General features: G+C 60.3%; 18 protein-coding genes and 1 tRNA gene. 15 read left to right on the top strand and 4 right to left on the bottom strand.

The annotated features are described in order from the left end of the window. Positions 1–84 precede the first annotated feature (84 nt). The 3 genes from AADW23_RS05885 (at position 85) to AADW23_RS05875 (ending at position 4,635) form a co-directional block, all read left to right on the top strand. The gene (locus tag AADW23_RS05885; protein WP_341863594.1) at positions 85–726 is read left to right on the top strand and encodes a hypothetical protein; all 642 of its coding nucleotides are present in this window, start codon (positions 85–87) and stop codon (positions 724–726) included. An 88-nt stretch (positions 727–814) separates the two neighbouring features. Continuing rightward, positions 815–3,763 carry a class I SAM-dependent DNA methyltransferase gene (locus AADW23_RS05880; RefSeq protein WP_341863593.1) on the top strand — a complete coding sequence of 983 codons (2,949 nt, stop codon included), beginning with the start codon at positions 815–817 and terminating at the stop codon, positions 3,761–3,763. Continuing rightward, positions 3,760–4,635 (top strand): hypothetical protein, encoded by an 876-nt coding sequence (locus tag AADW23_RS05875; protein WP_341863592.1) that lies wholly within the window; start codon positions 3,760–3,762, stop codon positions 4,633–4,635. Before AADW23_RS05880 ends, AADW23_RS05875 begins: the two co-directional genes overlap by 4 nt. 302 nt (positions 4,636–4,937) lie before the next feature. Here the strand turns inward: AADW23_RS05875 and AADW23_RS05870 are convergent. From AADW23_RS05870 to AADW23_RS05855, 4 genes are all read right to left on the bottom strand, one after another. Then, positions 4,938–5,014: transfer RNA gene (locus AADW23_RS05870), tRNA-Arg, on the bottom strand. A 47-nt stretch (positions 5,015–5,061) separates the two neighbouring features. Then, complete coding sequence (locus AADW23_RS05865; protein ID WP_341863591.1) at positions 5,062–6,447, bottom strand: HAMP domain-containing sensor histidine kinase; 1,386 nt, start codon at positions 6,445–6,447, stop codon at positions 5,062–5,064. Between the two features lie 36 nt (positions 6,448–6,483). Further along, on the bottom strand, positions 6,484–7,902 hold the full coding sequence (locus AADW23_RS05860; RefSeq protein WP_341863590.1) for an FAD-dependent oxidoreductase: 1,419 nt from the start codon (positions 7,900–7,902) through the stop codon (positions 6,484–6,486). A 3-nt stretch (positions 7,903–7,905) separates the two neighbouring features. Continuing rightward, the gene (locus AADW23_RS05855) at positions 7,906–8,640 is read right to left on the bottom strand and encodes a VTT domain-containing protein (RefSeq protein ID WP_341863589.1); all 735 of its coding nucleotides are present in this window, start codon (positions 8,638–8,640) and stop codon (positions 7,906–7,908) included. Between the two features lie 172 nt (positions 8,641–8,812). On the opposite strand from AADW23_RS05855, the gene AADW23_RS05850 reads away from it, so the two are divergent. The 12 genes from AADW23_RS05850 (at position 8,813) to AADW23_RS05795 (ending at position 18,185) form a co-directional block, all read left to right on the top strand. Continuing rightward, complete coding sequence (locus AADW23_RS05850; protein WP_341863588.1) at positions 8,813–9,316, top strand: DUF523 domain-containing protein; 504 nt, start codon at positions 8,813–8,815, stop codon at positions 9,314–9,316. Positions 9,317–9,435: 119 nt separating this feature from the next. Further along, complete coding sequence (rpmH, locus tag AADW23_RS05845) at positions 9,436–9,573, top strand: 50S ribosomal protein L34 (RefSeq protein ID WP_011453767.1); 138 nt, start codon at positions 9,436–9,438, stop codon at positions 9,571–9,573. A 10-nt stretch (positions 9,574–9,583) separates the two neighbouring features. Further along, the gene (gene rnpA / locus AADW23_RS05840) at positions 9,584–9,982 is read left to right on the top strand and encodes a ribonuclease P protein component (RefSeq protein ID WP_341863587.1); all 399 of its coding nucleotides are present in this window, start codon (positions 9,584–9,586) and stop codon (positions 9,980–9,982) included. Next, a complete protein-coding gene (gene yidD / locus AADW23_RS05835) occupies positions 9,979–10,200 on the top strand; it encodes a membrane protein insertion efficiency factor YidD (RefSeq protein WP_341863586.1) in 222 nt (73 codons plus the stop codon). Before rnpA ends, yidD begins: the two co-directional genes overlap by 4 nt. Positions 10,201–10,309: 109 nt before the next feature. Continuing rightward, the gene (locus AADW23_RS05830) at positions 10,310–11,878 is read left to right on the top strand and encodes a GGDEF domain-containing phosphodiesterase (RefSeq protein WP_341863585.1); all 1,569 of its coding nucleotides are present in this window, start codon (positions 10,310–10,312) and stop codon (positions 11,876–11,878) included. Between the two features lie 232 nt (positions 11,879–12,110). Beyond that, positions 12,111–13,973 (top strand): membrane protein insertase YidC, encoded by a 1,863-nt coding sequence (gene yidC, locus AADW23_RS05825; protein WP_341863584.1) that lies wholly within the window; start codon positions 12,111–12,113, stop codon positions 13,971–13,973. Beyond that, positions 13,970–14,719, top strand: coding sequence for an MOSC domain-containing protein (locus AADW23_RS05820; protein ID WP_341863583.1), 750 nt, complete (start codon positions 13,970–13,972; stop codon positions 14,717–14,719). Before yidC ends, AADW23_RS05820 begins: the two co-directional genes overlap by 4 nt. Continuing rightward, positions 14,716–15,360, top strand: a complete 645-nt coding sequence (locus tag AADW23_RS05815; RefSeq protein WP_341863582.1) for a CatB-related O-acetyltransferase — start codon at positions 14,716–14,718, stop codon at positions 15,358–15,360. The genes AADW23_RS05820 and AADW23_RS05815 overlap by 4 nt, the downstream gene beginning before the upstream one ends. Further along, positions 15,357–16,013, top strand: a complete 657-nt coding sequence (yihA, locus tag AADW23_RS05810; RefSeq protein WP_341863581.1) for a ribosome biogenesis GTP-binding protein YihA/YsxC — start codon at positions 15,357–15,359, stop codon at positions 16,011–16,013. The genes AADW23_RS05815 and yihA overlap by 4 nt, the downstream gene beginning before the upstream one ends. A gap of 159 nt (positions 16,014–16,172) precedes the next feature. Then, on the top strand, positions 16,173–17,030 hold the full coding sequence (argB, locus tag AADW23_RS05805; RefSeq protein WP_341863580.1) for an acetylglutamate kinase: 858 nt from the start codon (positions 16,173–16,175) through the stop codon (positions 17,028–17,030). A 13-nt stretch (positions 17,031–17,043) separates the two neighbouring features. Next, positions 17,044–17,691: a ferredoxin gene (locus AADW23_RS05800; RefSeq protein ID WP_341863579.1), complete on the top strand. Its 648-nt coding sequence runs from the start codon at positions 17,044–17,046 to the stop codon at positions 17,689–17,691. Further along, positions 17,688–18,185 carry a histidine phosphatase family protein gene (locus tag AADW23_RS05795; RefSeq protein ID WP_341863578.1) on the top strand — a complete coding sequence of 166 codons (498 nt, stop codon included), beginning with the start codon at positions 17,688–17,690 and terminating at the stop codon, positions 18,183–18,185. The genes AADW23_RS05800 and AADW23_RS05795 overlap by 4 nt, the downstream gene beginning before the upstream one ends. Positions 18,186–18,264: the final 79 nt, after the last annotated feature.

Raw genomic sequence — 18,264 nt, 5'->3', positions numbered from 1 at the left:
CTGGACTTTGATACTCCCCCCACCCTCACCCTAAGGAAAACCTAAACTTCTCTGATGATTTCGGAAAATAATAGGAGGTCCAGCATGGGTGGATACGGCTCAGGACGACCAAGCTACAAACAAAAAGCAGAGGACTGCCGCTCGCTCGACGTGAACCGCTTTCACCGCGAGGGATGCCTAGACCCCGGCAAACGAGGGAACTGGGTTTGGTCCCGTGATGGCGAGGAAACCGGGCGCATCGGATACAAAGCAGAGGCTGGGCGACTGGTCCTAGACTACCGTGTGCGCGAACGTGGCGGCGATTGGGAACCAATCACCGAAACCGTCCAACTCACGCGCGTCGCCTGCCACTATGGCAATTCTCGACCCTTTTTCCTCTGCCCCGGCGTGGTGAACGACCGCACTTGCGGGCGGCGTGTTGGCAAGCTGTTCGCAGGCGGGCGCTACTTCCTCTGTCGCCATTGTTGCCGCGTGGCCTATGCCAGCCAATCAGAGGCCCGCCATGACCGCATGTTGCGCCGCGCCAACAAACTACGCATGGCGCTGGGCGGCGAACCGGGAACCGCTCACTGGATAGCCCCCAAGCCCAAAGGCATGTGGCAACAGACCTATCAGCGGAAACGGTTTGAGATTGAGTGGTGCGAGGACCAAGCGAACCGGGCCTTCATTGCAAAATTCCGCCACCTTCTCAACGCTGAGGAACGCGAGATATATTTCGGTCAGTAGACGACATCACCCGGCTCAGCAGATGCGCAGTTGACCTTGCGCGGCCTCACATCTCTATTGGCACTTCTCAGCTTACCTAGGAAAACCCATGACGCCAGTCGAATTCATCTCCAAATGGCGCAACGTCGAGTTGAAAGAGCGCACGGCCTCACAGTCGCACTTCAACGACATATGCCGCCTTCTGGGCATCGACGACCCCATCACGGCGGACCCCAAGGGCGATTGGTTCACGTTTGAAAAAGGCGCATCCAAGACAAGTGGTGGCGAAGGCTGGGCGGACGTTTGGCGCAAAGACAGCTTTGCATGGGAATACAAAGGCAAACGCTCCAACCTCGACAAGGCATTCGACCAACTCTTGCAATACGCAATCGCGCTGGAGAACCCGCCGCTTCTCATTGTGTCGGATATGAATGTTATCCGCATCCACACCAACTGGACCAACACCGTCCAAAACGTCCACACGCTCACCCTCGACGACCTGACAGACGCCGCCAAACGCGACCTTCTGCGCAATGCCTTCCTCGACCCGGGAAAACTGAAACCGACCAAGACCCGCCGCCTTGTGACGGAACAGGCCGCCCAAAACTTTGCCAATATGGCCCAACGCCTCCGCGAACGCGGCCACGACCCGCAAGAGGTCGCGCATTTTATCAATCGACTGGTCTTCTGCATGTTCGCGGAAGACGTGGACCTTCTGCCTAACAAGATGTTCGAGCGGATGATAAAAACCGCCCGTCCCAAGCCTGAAACCTTCGCTATCCACGCCAAGGCCCTGTTCGGCGCAATGAAGACGGGTGGCCTTGTCGGCTTTGAAACCGTCGAATGGTTCAATGGAGGTCTCTTTGACAGCGACGATGTTTTGCCGCTGGAATGGCAGGACCTTGATGACCTCATCCGCGCCTCTGCGCTCGATTGGTCCGATATCGACCCTTCCATCCTTGGCACCTTGTTCGAGCGTGGGCTGGACCCGGCCAAGCGCAGCCAGCTTGGGGCGCATTACACCGACCGCGACAAAATCATGCAGATCGTCAATCCGGTCATCGTGGAACCGCTCCTGGCCGAGTGGGCCGAGGTCAAAGCGCAGATCGAAGCGCAGATTGACAAAGCACCCAAGGCCACCAAAGAAAAGCTTCTCAGCACCAAGGAAAAGGCAGCCGTTACCCGCGCACTGGACAAGGCCGAGGCGCTGCACCTTGAATTCATCGAGCGGCTAAAAGCGTTTCGTGCGCTCGACCCCGCCTGTGGGTCGGGCAACTTCCTATACATCGCCCTGCTGGAACTTAAGAACCTAGAACACCGCGTCAATCTGGAGGCCGAGGCGCTTGGCCTGCCCCGTGGCTTCCCCCAGCTTGGACCGGAGGTTGTTCTGGGGATTGAGCTAAGCGCCTACGCCGCCGAACTCGCCCGTGTATCGGTCTGGATTGGCGAGATCCAATGGATGCGGCGCAACGGCTTTGAGGCGGGAAAGAACCCGATTTTGCGCAAGCTGGAGACAATCGAGAACCGCGACGCGGTGTTGAATGTGGACGGGACGCGGGCGGATTGGCCGAAAGCGGATGTGGTGATTGGGAACCCGCCATTCTTGGGCGACCGCAAGATGATTGCAGAACTCGGCGAAGAATACACTTTCGCATTACGAAAGGCATTTTCCCGACAGGTGCCGGGCGGAAGCGACTTAGTTTGCTATTGGTTTTCTAAGGCTTGGGAACAGATTGAAATTGGTCAGCTGAAACGAGCGGGCTTAGTTTCCACGAACTCGATACGCGGTGGAGCCAACCGCAAAGTGATAGAGCGGATTGCCAAAGGTGGCTGGATCACAACCGCTTGGTCAGATGAGGCTTGGACTGTCGACGGCGCGGCGGTGCGAGTCTCGATGGTCTGTTTTCAAGAACCTAAATCTAAAGATACAACTTTGAACGGTGACGTGGTTCCAATCATATATTCCGATCTGACGACCAATTTGCTCGACTTCGACCTTACCGACGCGGTCCGCTTGCTCTCTAACGTGGGAACTTGCTTCATCGGAACGCAAAAAAATGGACCGTTTGATATTTCCGGTGACGTCGCGCGGCGGTATCTATGCAGCCCACTGAATCCAAATGGCAGACCAAATTCTGACGTGGTTTTTCCTTGGACCAACGGTTCGGCGATAACGCAAAGAGACCCCGACAAGTGGGTCATCGACTTTGGGCCAATTATGAAACAGGCGGACGCCTCACTCTATGAGGAACCGTTTGAGCGGGTCGTTTTGGAGGTAAAACCGACTAGGGAAAAACTCAGGAGAGATTGGCACCGTCTTAAATGGTGGCTTCACGGCGACCCCCGGCCTGCTCAGAAACGCGCAGTCTCAGACCTCAATCGCATGGTAGTGTCGCCTCGCGTATCCAAACATCGTTTATTCGCGTGGCGGATAGCAAAACTTGTGCCGGATTCTGCCGTTGTCGCAATCGCCCGCGACGACGACACCACCTTCGGCATCCTGCATTCCACCTTCCACGAACTCTGGTCTCTGCGCATGGGCACTTTCTTGGGCGTCGGCAACGACCCTCGCTATACCCCTTCTACAACCTTCGAAACCTTCCCCTTCCCCCAAGGCCTCACCCCCAATATCCCCGCCGCCGACTATGCCGACGACCCGCGCGCCGTGAAAATCGCCGTCGCCGCCGCGCGCCTCAACGAACTCCGCGAAAACTGGCTCAACCCCGCCGATCTGGTGGACCGCGTGCCCGAGGTCGTCCCCGGCTACCCCGACCGCCTCCTGCCCAAGGACGACGCGGCGGCCAAAGAACTCAAGAAACGGACCCTCACTAACCTCTACAACACCCGCCCCGCGTGGCTCGACCACGCCCACAAGGCTTTGGACGAAGCGGTGGCCGAGGCCTACGGCTGGGGCGACGATTGGCGTGATGGCAAGGTGACTGAAGATGAAATCCTGGCCCGCCTGTTCAAGCTCAACCAAGAGCGCGCGCAGGCCGAGGCCAAAGCGACATCGAAAGCAAAACCTAAGCACTATGCGAAAGCGAAGGCAAAAAAATGATCCCTTTCACCCGGCCCAAACAAATCTCGCTCAAGAGCCATCCCGTCTATTCCGAAAACTGGGTTCAGGACATTATTGCCGAAGACCCTTCAATCCTAGGTTTGGGCGACCTCGTCCTGAGGGACCGCGAACGCATCCAAGTCCGCGCCGGGCGGCTGGATTTGTTGCTTCAGGACCCAGAAACCTACAAGCGCTATGAAGTCGAATTACAGCTTGGCGCGACCGACGAGACCCACATCATTCGCACAATTGAGTACTGGGATATCGAACGAAAACGCTACCCGCAGTACGAACACTGCGCAGTCATCGTGGCCGAGAATATCACCAGTCGTTTTTTGAATGTCGTATCTTTGTTCAACGGCGCACTGCCGATTGTCGCGATCCAGATGCAGGCTTTTGAAGTGGGCGAACACGTCACGCTGGTGTTCACGAAAGTCCTAGACGAAGTACAACGCGGCCTAGTGGACGAGGACGAAGACGCTATCAGCGCGCCGACGGACCGGGCCTATTGGGAAAAAGACAAGGGAACCCAAAAGACCGTCGCCTTGATGGATCGCATGTTTGAAATCGTGAAGGAAGGCGACCCGTCGTGCGAGCTGAAATACAATAAATTCTATGTTGGACTGATCAAGGATGGCCGTGCCAACAATTATGTTACGTTCAGGCCAAAGAAGTCGTTTGTTCTTTTCGAGCCTAAATTACCACGCACAGACGAAGTCGACGGCTTGTTGGACCAAGCTGGCGTGGAGACCCTTGAGTATAATGACCGCTGGGGCCTCTATCGCATCCGAGTGACTGACAAGGACTTCAAGACCCACGTGGGCTTATTTCGCGACCTGATTGACCGTTCCAGAGCAAATCGCAGCGGGTAAGTGCAAGGGACGACACCCGTGTCATACGCGCAGGTGTCCGACATTCCGCGCGTCCAAGTGGTTCGTATAGCAACACATGCGCTTTAGTTCTTGCCAGACCTGAAAGAGAAGCGGGGAGGTCGCAAGCCTGTGTCTAATATCTGTTGACCGGATGCAGTAGGCAACCTTGCTTGGGGGAAAATGGCGGCAGAAGTGGCAACCAAAGAGAATAGCTTCAAATCTGGGATGGCGGTCAAAATGGGGGACGTACGCCAGATGCCGACCTCTAAGTCGATGATTTAAAATCAAAATCTGGATTTAAATGGCGGACTGGGGAGGATTCGAACCCCCGACCCCTTGATTCGTAGTCAAGTACTCTATCCAGCTGAGCTACCAATCCGCGTGAGGGTCATTTAGCGCCGCCGGTTGCGTAGCGCAAGGGCCTAATCAAGCCGCAAGGCCCCCGGGAAGAAATAATGCGAAGATCGTGCCGTCTGACCCCGTACTTTTTAACGTCAACGTCCCCCCATGGCCGCGCAGGATTTCCGCACAAATCGCAAGACCAAGGCCCGTACCGCCCACTTTGTCGGTGGAAGAGAACGGCTTGAACAGCCCCTCTTGGGCGCCTGCGGGCAAGCCGGGGCCGGTGTCGCAGACTTCGATGCGCCAGCCGCCCTCGTGCGCGCAGGCTCGTACGATGATTTCACCGGGCTGGCCTGTGGCGGTAATGGCCTGGCGGGCATTGCGGACAAGGTTGGACAAGACGCGGTGCAATTGTTCAGGGTCCGCGCGCACAACGACGCCGGCCTCGATCTCTACATCATAGCTGACTTCTCCGTCCCCTTGGGCAAGGTTGTCATTGTCCAGCACGTCATCCACCAAAGGCTGCAGCAACACTCGGTCCAGCTTGGGGGCCGGTTCTTCGGCGCGGCCAAAGGCCAAAGTAGCCTCGGTCAGGTTAATTGCCCGCCCGAGCGAGTTGATGAGCTTTGGCGCAATGCGTTTCACCGTCGGGTCTTGGACCGTTTCCAGCCGATCCGCGACGAGGGTGGCAACGGACAGAATATTACGCAGGTCATGGCTGATCTTGGCAACCGCCTCACCCAATTGCGCCAGCCTTTCGCGTTGCCGAAGCAGAGAGGTAAGTTGGGTCTGCATCCCGTGAAGCGCCTCTTCCGCGTTCCGAAGCTCCCTCACCGAGCCGCGCGGGGTAATGATCCGGTTCGCATCCTCGGGGGCTTCGGCATAGGTCATCATCGCGCCAACCACACGCTTGATCGGGTTCACCATCAGCATGCGCACCGCCACGAACAATAGCAGCGCCACAAAGGCCGATATGGCGGCGGACAATAGCAAGATCCGCATCCCATAGTCGATCATCGCCATACGCAAGGGCGCGGTTTCCATCGTGACTTCGATCAATAGTCCCGCTTCGCGGACCGGCTCGCCGATCACACGAATATTCTGATCTTCGGTCTCGAACATCCGCATGGAGGCGTCGCGAACAAGCTCCCAGGCCGAAGCATCGCGCAGGTCGAAGGAGGCCGAGATCGGCTCCATCCCATCGGTTGAAAGGACCAGCTGCCGCACGGCGTCCCGTCGCAAGACCACGTTCAGGACTTCTGCGTTTTCCAACAGCTCATATTCGAGCTCATCGTCGATCATACCGTCTGCCGCCAACAAGGCGAGAGAGGCGATTTGCGCCCGCTCCAACCGTGCCAGAAGATAGTCTTCGCGAAACCGAGCGATCGAGGGCACGAAAATGAAGACTTCAGCCAGCATCACGAAGATGACGGTAAGGAGCAGAAATCGCCCTGAAAGACTGTTTGCCACCAACGGCTCCCTTATTGGCCCGAAGCCCGGCCCCTTCTACGGGCGACCGAGCTTTTGCACAAATCCGACGACCTTCTTTACCATAGGACTATCGAACAGCTTTGGCGTGAAATAGGCACTGGCAGCGCGTTTGTTAACCTCGCCAAGCGTCGGATAAGGCGCGATCATGTTGGCGACCGCGCTCATCTTCAGCTTGTTGGCGATGGCGAGCGACCAAATCCCGATCAGCTCTCCCGCTTGCGGCCCAACAATCGTTGCCCCCACGGGTTTGCCTTTCACAACCATCACTTTCACGAAGCCCGTGGTCTGTTCCGTCGCGATGCCACGGTCATTATGGGAAAATTCTGCTTTGGCGACGAAAACCTTGTCACCGTGCTGGTCTTTGGCCTCGGCCTCGGTAAGGCCAACTTGGGCCAGTTCCGGGGAGGTATACGTCGCCCAGGGAATATGATCGGTGCGTGCCTTGGCGGGCAGACCAAACAGCATCGGCCGGATGATGACACCTGCATGATAGCCCGCGACATGGGTAAACTGCGCCCCGCCCGCGGCGTCGCCCACGGCATAGACGCGCTTGTTGGTGGACCGCAGATCCGCGCCGACGGTCACACCGCCCCGCTCAAACGCGACGCCCGCCTTGTGCAGGTCCATATTATCGACGTTTACCTGCCGCCCGACCGCCACCAGAAGGTGAGACCCCTCAAAGGTCGCGCCATCCTTGGTTTCGACCTTGATCGCCCCTTCCGTGCCGCTGATGTCAGAGGCCGTCGCGCCCTCCACAATCTCGATCCCTTCGCCGCGCAGGGCGTCCAGAACGATTGCCGCCGCTTCCGGATCATCCTTACCCATGGCTTTCTCGCCTTCCAACACGGTCACACGGCTGCCCAAACGCCGATGCGCTTGCGCCATTTCCATGCCAATGGGGCCGCCCCCGATGATGATCAGATGATCGGGTCGCTCGCGCAGGTCGAAGATCGTCTCATTCGTGTAGTAGGGCACGCGGTCCAGACCGGGGATCGGCGGCACAAAGGGTCGAGAGCCCGTCGCAACCACAAAGCGCCGCGCCTTGATCGTGGTGTCGCCCGCCTGCACTTCCGAATGAGAGATGAAGCGCCCGAATTCGCGGATCACTGTCACGCCGAGGCCTTCAAACCGTTCTTGCGAATCGACGGGCTCAATCTCGGCAATCACCGCGCGGACATGGTCCTTGGCCGCAGCGAAATCGGGGGCCGGGTCATGGCCCGCCACACCGAAAGCCGCCTGAGAGGTCGCGTGCGCCTTATGTCCCGCCGCCAGCAAAGCCTTGGAGGGCACGCAGCCAAAGTTCAGGCAATCCCCCCCCATCAGGTGGCCTTCCAGAAGCACAACCTTCGCCCCCATCTGAACGGCACCTGCCGCCACAGACAGGCCGCCGGAACCGGCACCAATGACGCAAATATCAGTTTCAATCACAGCCATGGTTCACAGCCCTTTCTTGCCGCGCACGGCTTTTAGAATGATGGGGAGGGTCGCAAGCGCGCACAGGCCGAGGATCGGCAAGATGATCTGCGGCTCGAAGATGATGCCAAGGTCCGGGGTCTCGCCGCGGGCAAAGACCTCTCCCAATCCGGCCCCGACAGAAGTGTAGACGATGGCTCCCGGCATAATGCCGAAGAAGGTGGAGATCACATAGCGCCGTGTTGGAACCTCAAAGAAGGCGGGCAGAAGGTTGGCAATGAAGAACGGCACCGCAGGAACCAGGCGAAGAAGAAAAAGCGCGGACCATTGGTTTTCATCAATGGCGTCCTTGAATTTCTTGGTGATCCCTTCCGAGCCTTCCAACCTCGCCCCTAGCTGCGCGCCAAAACTGGTCTGCGCTGCCAGGAAGATCGCCGTGGCCCCTGCGGTCGCCCCAAGAACATTGAAGAGCGCGCCGGGGAAGGTTGCGAACAGGAAGCCGCCCGTCAGCGTGGCAATTGTGGCCCCCGGCAGGGAGAACGCCACGATCAGCGCATAAGCCAACACGAACAACAGGACCGTCAGCAGGTAGTTGGCATCGCGAAAGGCAATCAACGCCTCTCGGTTATTGGCCAGAGCTTCAAAGCTCAGGTAATCGCGAAACAGATACCACCCGACGCCTGCGCCGATCGCAACGGCGATAAGCGGAAGATAGCGGGTGAATTGTGTGTGCTGCTGCTGGTCCACGCTGTCTGACATACCTTTTTTCCCTTACCCTTGAGTTGGACCTTAGATGCGGCATCTAACGCAAGGGGGATATCCCCGCTCACGGTTGCTTGATGGGGCGTGACGCAAGTAAGGGTTTTCGTGACCGCAATGGCAGCAAACTGTCACATTCGCGGTTTGGATTGTTTCAAGTGTGGGTCGTACCATGGAGAAGATTTTCGTCAGCGCCTGCTTGATGGGTGCGCGCGTGCGCTACGACGGCGGCGCAAAGACGCTGGAGAATCAGCTTCTGGCCACGTGGCGGGCCGAAGGCCGCTTGGTAACCCATTGCCCGGAAATGGCGGCCGGTCTGTCCAGCCCCCGCCCCGCCGCCGAGATCGCTCCGGGGGCCACCGCTGAAGCGGTGCTGGCAGGCCGGGCTGGCGTCTACGACAAGGACGGCCTGGATTGGACCGGAGAGTTCACCCTGGGCGCCCAGCTGGCAGTGGAATTGGCGCAACAACAGAACTGCCGCTTTGCTTTATTGACTGATGGAAGCCCGTCTTGCGGCCCCACTTACGTGCATTCGGGCAATTTCGATGGCCAACGCCATTCTGGTGAAGGCCTTGTCGCGCACCGTCTTCGCGCCATAGGCGTCGCCGTCTACGCCCCGGACCAGTTGCGCGAATTGGCCCGCGCCTTGGAAGAGGCCGAAAATACCGCGTCCTGATGCGGGCGCGTTGTTGACAGCAGCCCCACACTTGCCTATCCCGCAGGCTCTTAGAAAGATTCCTGCCGTATGAGGCGCGCGTTTGGCGCCCTCCGGCCAAGATTGACGGAGCGAGACCCATGTCGAAGCGGACATTCCAACCCTCGAACCTCGTGCGCAAGCACCGCCACGGCTTCCGTGCGCGTATGGCAACCAAAGCAGGTCGCAAGATCCTGAACGCCCGCCGCGCCCGCGGTCGGAAGTCGCTCAGCGCCTGATCGCCGACCGATGGCATCGCAAACGCCTCCGCCGAGCGCCGCCTCGCCGGGGGCTTTTTGTGTTAAACGTCCGCTTATGACCCTTACCCAGCGGGCTGATTTCCTGTCGGCCGCCCGTGCGGCCCGTGTGCCGACGCCTGCCTTCCTGTTGCAAGCTCGTCAACGCCCCGAGGGAGAGGCCGCTGATGCGATCCGCGTCGGTTTCACCTGCTCCAAGAAGGTCGGCAATGCCGTCGCCCGTAATCGCGCCAAGCGACGTCTGCGCGAAATTGCCCGCGCCGTGCTGCCTACCGAGGGGAAGGATGGTTGGGATTACGTCCTGATTGGCCGCAAAGACGCCACAGCGACCCACGATTTCCAAGCGCTAAAAGCTGATCTGTCCCGCGCGTTGCGCAAGGTGCACCGATGAACCCGGCGGCATTTCTCCTGTCACTTCCGATCCGGTTCTACCGGTTGGTGATTTCTCCGATGATCGCCACCAACTGCCGTTTCACGCCAACCTGCTCCTCTTACGCGATGGAGGCATTGCGTAAACATGGTGCGATCAAAGGCACCTGGCTGGCCACCCGCCGCGTCGCCCGTTGCCACCCTTGGGGGGGCTCGGGCATCGACAACGTGCCGGACTAGGCTTGGCGGTCCGCGAAAACCTGTCGCGAAGCTTCCTGCATTAACCTCCTGTTTGCGAAGTTGGTCTACCCCTTGGGCGCAGTTCGTATAGCAGCCGGAGGCGTGAAAGTTGGCAGACCCCAAGGCAAAAGGCACGGTAAACGTCGGGCAAGGGCCGCTCTATCGCTTGTCGAGGCGTATCCAGACGGCGCTCTCTCGAATAGAGGTGCTGGCGCTTTTCCCCCTGCTTGCCCTTAGCGCCCATTGGATGGGTTTCGAGGATGTTTCGCTGGTCACAGCGGTTTGCCTGTCCACATTGCTGGCCCTTGGTGGAATTGGCAGGCGGGCAACGGCCCCAGGCAGCTTTGCCGCTTCCGCCGCCACCCCGGCGACGGGACGCGGCGCGTTGGTGGCCATGATGGACCGCGTGTCGGACGTGCCGGGGCGCGACACTGCCTGCATCCTTGTGCAGATTGATGATTGGGCCGCCTTGCATAGCCGGTGGGGTCTGGATGCCTGCGAAGAGATTGCAACCCGCGTTGAAGAACGGCTTCAAACGACTCTGCGCAACGGCGACCTGCTGACCCGCTTGGGCGACGCCCGCTTTGGCATCGTGTTGTCGCCCCTTGCGACCGCGCGGCTTGGCCTGCGCGACACCATTGCCTCGCGGCTCTCTGATGCCATTGCAGAACCTTTGGCCATGCGCGGATCGGCCCTGCGCCTCACCGCCTCGATCGGGCACTCCGCGATGATCAAGAACGGGGCGGACCCGGCCGATACCACCTTCAAAGCGGCTGAAACTGCCTTGGACGAAGCCGCCCTGAATGGCCCCAATGCTATCCGCGCCTTCGCCCCCGGCATGGGTCGTGCCCGCGCGCTACAAACCAGCCTTAGCGAGGAAGTGGAGGCAGCCATTCACGACGGCGCCATTCAGGCATGGTTTCAACCGCAAATCCACGCCCGCACCGGCACCCTTTCCGGGATGGAGACGTTGGCCCGCTGGCAACACCCCAAACACGGGCTTCTTGGCCCGAAAGAGTTTTTCTCCGCCGTTGAAGCATCAGGACACATGCCTCTGCTTGGGCAACGTATGCTGCACCAAGCCCTGAAAGCGCTGCGTGATTGGGATGCTGTGAAGGCGCATATCCCGCAAATCTCGGTGAACTTCTCGGCGGGGGAACTGCGTGACCCTGACTTCGCCAATCATATGGCTCAGGAAGTTGCGCGCTTCAGCCTTGCACCCTCTCGGATTGTGATCGAACTGCCCGAAGGCGTCGGCAAACATATCGAGGAAGACGCAATCGCGGCCAACCTTCTGAAATTGCGCAACGCAGGGCACCGCGTGGACCTTGAAGGCTTCGGCCTTGGGGCCGCATCCATCCCCACCTTGCAACGGTTAAGCGTCAGCCGGATCAAGATTGACCGGAGCTTCATTCTGGATGTCGATGTCGCCCACGAAAAACGCCAGTCCGTCGCCGCCATTATCGCCTTGGCGCAAGCGATGGGCATTGAAACATTGGCCCAAGGGGCGGAAACCCAAAGCGAACAAGATGCCGTGGCAGAACTTGGCTGCGATTTCGTGCAAGGCTATGCCATCGCCCGTCCGATGGGGTTGGACAACGTTGCCGATTGGGCCCGTGCCCATGGCGCCGCTGGCAAGACGATTCGTCTCGACGACAGGCGTGCCGCGGCTCCCTAGTCGATTTACCGAACTGCTGAACACCGCCGCCGCTCCGCCAACCGACCCATCTGGACCCTGCTGCCCCCAGCCACAGAAGGCCCGACGCCGCCTCTGCCCTTGGGACCCGCGCCGATTTCGCCTCTTGACCTTTCAACCCTCAGTCTGTTGAACCCGCAGGGATTGGCGTTACCGATTGAGCAGCGGTGTTTCGCCTTATTCCTAAGGGCTCGGATAGAGGAATTTCGCGGACATGGATGATCAGAACAGAAACCTGATCCTGGCCACCGGCCTTAGCTTTGTTGTGATCCTCGTGTGGTTCCTTCTCTTCCCGCCTCCAGAGGTCGTGGAAGACCCCAACGCGATCCCCGTGGTCGAAACCGAAACCGGCATCGCGCCCACCCCTCCTGTCACCGCGACAGGCGATCCTGCGGGGGCCGAAAACACCGCGCCCACCGAGGTGGCTCTGACCGAAGCCGCGCGGATCGACATCGAAACGCCTTCCGTCGAAGGCACCATTTCGCTTCTGGGCGGCCGCATTGATGACCTGTCCCTGCGCAACTACACCACAGAAGTGGACGGCGACGAGATCGTGCGCCTTCTGTCGCCCGTCGGCTCGGAAGATCCCTACTACGCGCTCTATGGTTGGACCCCTTCCGGCGACCTCGGCTATGAAGACGTCCCCACCTCCGACACCCCGTGGGAGCTTGAGTCCGGCACAACCCTGACGCCCGAGACGCCTATTACCTTGGTTTGGGACAACGGCGGCGGCCTCGTGTTCCGCCGCACCATCGCCATCGACGACCGCTTCATGTTCGAAGTCACCCAATCGGTTGAGAACACCGGCGAAGGAGACGTGAGTCTTGCCCCCTATGGCATCGTCGCGCGTCACGGCCTGCCCTCTGACTTGCAGAACTTCTTCATCCTTCACGAAGGCGTCGTGCGCAAAGTCGATGGTGAGCTGAGCGAAGTCGACTATGATGACCTTCCCGATCTGGACGTCGTCGCCCGCGAAGGCGTGCCCGCCGAAGTGATCGAGGTAGAGGCCAACGGCTGGATCGGCTTCACCGACAAATACTGGATGACGACGCTGATCCCCGGCGAAGACCAACCCTTCGTCTCTGTCATCAAATACGTGCCCGGCTCGGACATCTACCAGACCGAAGCGCGCCTTCCCTATATGTCCATCGCCCCCGGCGAAACAGCCGAGGTGACGACGCAGCTTTTTGCAGGTGCCAAGGAAGCCGAGACCATCCGCGACTATGAAAACGCCGAGCCGGGCTTCATCGCCCGCCTGTTTGGCGCCGAGCAAGACCCCAACCGCGGCGAAGTTTCCCGATTCGTCGACAGCATCGACTGGGGCTGGTTCTACTTCCTGACCAAGCCACTGTTCTGGCTGCTGCACTGGCTCAACAGCACCATCGGAAACATGGGTCTTGCGATCATTGCCCTGACGCTGATCGTGAAAGCCGTTCTCTTCCCGCTCGCCTATCGTTCCTATGTGTCGATGGCGAAGATGAAAGAGCTCCAGCCCGAGATCGAGAAGCTGAAAGAAGCCGCTGGCGACAACCGAGAGAAGCTCCAGAAAGGCATGATGGAGCTGTATAAGAAGAACAAGGTGAACCCTGCGGGCGGCTGTCTGCCGATCATCCTGCAGATCCCGATCTTCTTCTCGCTCTACAAGGTGATCTTCGTCACGCTGGAACTGCGCCACGCGCCGTTCTTCGGCTGGCTCAATGACCTGTCCGCGCCCGATAGCTCCTCGATCATCAACCTCTTCGGCCTCTTGCCCAACCCCGCGCCTGATCCAGAGTCGATCATGGCATTGATCTTCATCGGCATCCTGCCGCTGCTGCTGGGTATTTCCATGTGGTTGCAACAGAAGCTGAACCCAGCCCCCACCGATGCGATGCAGGCGCAAATCTTCGCGTGGTTGCCATGGGTGTTCATGTTCATGTTGGGCAGCTTTGCGTCTGGCCTGCTGGTGTACTGGATCGCGAACAACACGCTGACGTTCACGCAACAGTACCTGATCATGCGCAGCCAAGGCTTTAAGCCCGATGTTTTCGGCAACATCCGCAAGAGCTTTTCGCGCAAACCCAAGGAAGAAAAGTGACTTGGGAACTGGATCAGATCTGGCGCTATCCGATCAAAGGCGTCGGGGCTGAAAGGCTCCGCGCCATTGATCTGTCGCCCGGTCTGCCCCTGCCTTTGGACCGCGCCTGGGCGGTCCTGGAAGAAGGTGGCGATGCCTCTGATGGTTGGCGGTCTTGCCGCAATTTCCTGCGGGGTGCCAAGGGGCCGTCGCTGATGGCGGTAACCTGCAATGTGGATGGCCCTGAAGGCGGCGAAGTCATTCACCTCAGCCACCCTGACGTGCCCGATATCAGCGTCGTCCCCGGAGCGGACACGAAGCCCTTCTTCGACTGGCTCTCCAAGATCTACCCAGACACCCGCCCGCAAGCGGCGGCGCTGGTAGAATCCCCGGCAGAGGGCATGTCGGACGCGCCTTTCGCGTCAATCAGCATCCTGAACGCGGCCTCGCTTCGGGCCTTGTCCCAAAAGCTGAACCAATCTCTGGATGAACGTCGGTTCCGCGGCAATCTCTGGGTTGAGGGGCTTGCGCCTTGGGAAGAATTTGACCTGGTGGGCAAAACCCTCCGCATCGGTGAGGCTCTGCTCGAAGTGATGGAGCCCATCACCCGCTGCCGCGCGACCGAAGCCAACCCCACCACAGGCCACCGCGACGCGGACACCCTGCGCGGGTTGCGTGACGGCTGGGGTCACCAAGATTTCGGCGTCTACGCCGTGGTGCGGCAAGCCGGCAAGATTAAAGCGAGCGACACGGTCCAACTCCCATGAGCGGCCCCGACCCGTCCACCCTCGCCCCCATGGCTCCCGCCTACGCGGGCACCGTGTTCCTCAAGCCGCTGGCCGAGGGGCGCGCGAATGTCACCGTGGGCGATTACACGTATTATGACGACCAGGATGAGACCCGCGATTTCTTCACGCGCAACGTGCTGCACCACTACGATTTCATCGGTGACCACCTCCACATCGGCCCCTTCTGCGCCATCGCCCACGATGTGCGCATCTTCATGAACGGCGGCACCCACGCGATGGACGGGTTCTCGACATATCCCTTCAACATCTTTGGGCATGGCTGGGAAGACGGCTTCGACCCCGCCACCTGGACGGCCGGGCAGAAGGGCGACACCCATATCGGCGCAGACGTCTGGATCGGCAACTCGGCCACGATCATGCCCGGCGTGACAATAGGCGCAGGCGCGATCATCGCAGCCAAGACCGTGGTCACCAAAGACGTCGCCCCCTACACCATCGTGGCAGGCAACCCCGCGCAGCCCGTCAAGCAACGCTTCGATACGGATACCATCGCGCGCCTGCTTGCCGTCGCTTGGTGGGACTGGCCAGCAGACAAAATCACCCGTAACCTGAACGCGATCCGCGGCGCTGACTTGCCCGCGCTGGAGGCCGCGACATGAACGCCCTACCCTTTCCCCTTGCTGACGAACCCGATGCGATTACCGCAGAACGGGGCCGCAAGCTGTTCGCGGGCAATACCGACTTCCTCAAAGGCGTCGTCGCCATGGACGGCCTGCCGCCCGCTGACCGGATAGAGGTCTGCTTTGCCGGCCGCTCCAACGTCGGCAAATCCACCCTGATCAACGCGCTCACCGGCCGCAAGGGCCTCGCGCGGGCATCGAACACGCCGGGCCGGACGCAGGAAATCAACTACTTCACTCTGCTCGACAGCCACTACCTCGTGGACCTTCCCGGCTACGGCTACGCCGAGGCGCCGCTGCATGTGGTGCAACAATGGCAGGCCCTGCTGAAGTCCTACCTGCAAGGCCGCGCCACCCTGCGCCGCGCCTTCGTGCTGATCGACGCGCGCCACGGCGTGAAGGCCGTCGATGAAGAGATCATGAAGCTCCTCGACATCGCCGCCGTGCCGTTCCAAACCGTGCTCACCAAATCCGACAAGGTGAAAGGCAAAGACCGCGAAGCCTCCCTCGCCCGCACCCGCAAAGCACTTGCCAACCACCCCGCCGCCTACCCCGAGATCATCCTGACCTCCTCGGAAAAAGGCGACGGCATCCCCACACTCCGTGCCGCCATCGCCTCGATCGAGGCCTAGCGCACCGCTCCTCCTTCATCTTGGCCGTACACCTCCGGGGGTAAGCGGGTTTTCCCCACGGGAAAATCCGCCAAGGGGGCTGGCCCCCTTCATTCCACCGCTTCACACCCGCGCCCGCGCCGCTTAACGTGAGGCAAATCTCACACCGGCCCAAAACATATGAAAACCCAAATGACCCGCGACTACCTCGCCACCGCCCGCACCCTCTCCGAGGCCCTGCCCTACCTGCAACGCTTCAACGACGCCGTGATCGTGGTGAAATTCGGCGGTAATGCCATGGGCGACGACGCCGAAATGGCCTCTTTCGCCCGTGACATCGTCCTGCTGCGCCAGGTCGGCATCAACCCTGTGGTCGTCCACGGTGGCGGCCCGATGATTAACGACATGCTGGCGAAACTCGGTATTGAAAGCACCTTCAAAGACGGCAAGCGCGTCACCGATGCCGCTACCGTTGAGGTAGTCGAAATGGTCCTCTCGGGCCGCGTCAACAAACGCATCGTCCAAGCCATCAACGCCGAGGGCGGCAAGGCCGTGGGTCTTTCCGGCAAAGACGCCAACCTGATTACTTGTGTCCCGGCTAACCCTGATCTGGGTTTCGTGGGCGACCCCTCCGAGATCGACACAAGCGTCATCGACAACCTCTTCGAAGATGACATGATCCCCGTCATCGCCCCCTTGGGCCAAGGCACGAACGGCGAGACCTATAACATCAACGGCGACACCGCCGCCGGTGCCATCGCCGCTGCCCTCAAAGCCGACCGCCTCCTTCTTCTCACCAATGTCTCCGGTGTAAAGAACGCGGCGGGCGATGTGGTGACAGAACTCACCTCTGCTGATGTGGACGCCATGATCGCCGATGGCACTATCGCGGGCGGGATGATCCCCAAAACCGAAACCGCCCTGCAAGCGGTCCGTGCCGGTGTCCGCGCCTGCACCATCGTCGATGGCCGCGTGTCCAACGCGGTTCTTCTGGAACTTTTCACCGAACATGGCGCGGGTTCCATGATCCGCCAATGACAGGCCAAAACTGATGGACTACGAAACCCTCCAGAACGCCGTCCGCCCCCACCACCTCACGATCGTCGGTGCCTTCCACCCAAAGCCCGACGACACCACCCCCGACGGCACCGGCACCCTTGTGCTCCTCGCCCCGGCCGAGCCGACGTTCTGGCCCCATTTCACGGCCTCTCCAGAATACCTCGATGGTGCGCCGGACCCGATGAACCGTTGGTCCACCCGCACGCTCACCACCATCGCAAAGCCGCTGGACGCCACGCCCCTCTTCCCCTTCGGCGGCCCCCCTTATCTGCCATTCATCTCATGGGCGACAAAATCCGGCAGCATCCACGCCAGTCCTATCTCTCTGCTGGTTCACAACGACCAAGGCCTGATGATCTCTTTCCGTGGGGCGCTGGCCCTGCGCGAAAAAATTCCCCTCACCCCGCCACGCCTCACGCCCTGCCTGCTCTGCGCCGCCCCCTGTGAGACCGCCTGCCCAGTCGATGCCCTGTCCGAAGACGCCTACGACACCGCCGCCTGCCACAGCTTCCTCGACACCCCCGCTGGCGCGGATTGCATGACCAAAGGCTGCAAAGCCCGCCGCGCCTGCCCGGTCAGCCAGGACTTCGCCCGCAACACAGAACAATCGGCCTTCCATATGCGTAGCTTCCACCCATGAGCCAAACAATCATCCTGATCCGCCACTGCAAATCCGACTGGGACGGCAGTACCGATGACCACGCCCGCCCCCTCAGCGCCCGGGGCCACCGATCCGCCCCGCGCATCGGTGCTTTCCTCTCACACCACGACCTTGTCCCCGACGAAGCCCTCTGCTCCGACGCCCTTCGCACGCGGCAAACCTGGGCCGGCATCAAAGACACCCTCCCCCGAGCGCCCAAGGCCACCCTCAACCCGGCCCTTTACCTCGCAGAGCCCGCGGTGATGCTCAAAGCCCTCCAAGCCTCCAACGCTGCCACAATCGCCATGATCGCCCACAACCCCGGCACCGCCGCGCTTGCCTGGAGCCTGGTCCACACGCCTCCCGCCGATGACCGCTTCGCCACCTATCCTACCGGCGGCACCACAATTCTCCGTTTCAACGGCCCCATCTCCCCCGGCACAGGCCACCTCCTCCACTTCACTGTGCCGCGCGACCTCCCCGATCCGCACTGACCCTCCCTTCATCTTGGCCAATACAACTCAAAGAGAAACGCCCGCATCTTGCGACACGGGCGTTAGGTATCTCGTAGAC

It is taken from the genome of Gymnodinialimonas sp. 57CJ19 (genome assembly GCF_038396845.1).
Classification (GTDB): domain Bacteria; phylum Pseudomonadota; class Alphaproteobacteria; order Rhodobacterales; family Rhodobacteraceae; genus Gymnodinialimonas.
This window is presented reverse-complemented; position numbering and strand designations above follow the sequence as displayed.

Coding starts and splice junctions, on each gene's coding strand:
- AADW23_RS05885 (WP_341863594.1), top strand. CDS start 85: ATGGGTGGATACGGCTCAGGACGACCAAGCTACAAACAAAAAGCAGAG.
- AADW23_RS05880 (WP_341863593.1), top strand. CDS start 815: ATGACGCCAGTCGAATTCATCTCCAAATGGCGCAACGTCGAGTTGAAA.
- AADW23_RS05875 (WP_341863592.1), top strand. CDS start 3,760: ATGATCCCTTTCACCCGGCCCAAACAAATCTCGCTCAAGAGCCATCCC.
- AADW23_RS05860 (WP_341863590.1), bottom strand. CDS start 7,902: ATGGCTGTGATTGAAACTGATATTTGCGTCATTGGTGCCGGTTCCGGC.
- AADW23_RS05855 (WP_341863589.1), bottom strand. CDS start 8,640: ATGTCAGACAGCGTGGACCAGCAGCAGCACACACAATTCACCCGCTAT.
- AADW23_RS05850 (WP_341863588.1), top strand. CDS start 8,813: ATGGAGAAGATTTTCGTCAGCGCCTGCTTGATGGGTGCGCGCGTGCGC.
- rpmH (WP_011453767.1), top strand. CDS start 9,436: ATGTCGAAGCGGACATTCCAACCCTCGAACCTCGTGCGCAAGCACCGC.
- rnpA (WP_341863587.1), top strand. CDS start 9,584: ATGGCATCGCAAACGCCTCCGCCGAGCGCCGCCTCGCCGGGGGCTTTT.
- yidD (WP_341863586.1), top strand. CDS start 9,979: ATGAACCCGGCGGCATTTCTCCTGTCACTTCCGATCCGGTTCTACCGG.
- yidC (WP_341863584.1), top strand. CDS start 12,111: ATGGATGATCAGAACAGAAACCTGATCCTGGCCACCGGCCTTAGCTTT.
- AADW23_RS05815 (WP_341863582.1), top strand. CDS start 14,716: ATGAGCGGCCCCGACCCGTCCACCCTCGCCCCCATGGCTCCCGCCTAC.
- yihA (WP_341863581.1), top strand. CDS start 15,357: ATGAACGCCCTACCCTTTCCCCTTGCTGACGAACCCGATGCGATTACC.
- argB (WP_341863580.1), top strand. CDS start 16,173: ATGAAAACCCAAATGACCCGCGACTACCTCGCCACCGCCCGCACCCTC.
- AADW23_RS05800 (WP_341863579.1), top strand. CDS start 17,044: ATGGACTACGAAACCCTCCAGAACGCCGTCCGCCCCCACCACCTCACG.
- AADW23_RS05795 (WP_341863578.1), top strand. CDS start 17,688: ATGAGCCAAACAATCATCCTGATCCGCCACTGCAAATCCGACTGGGAC.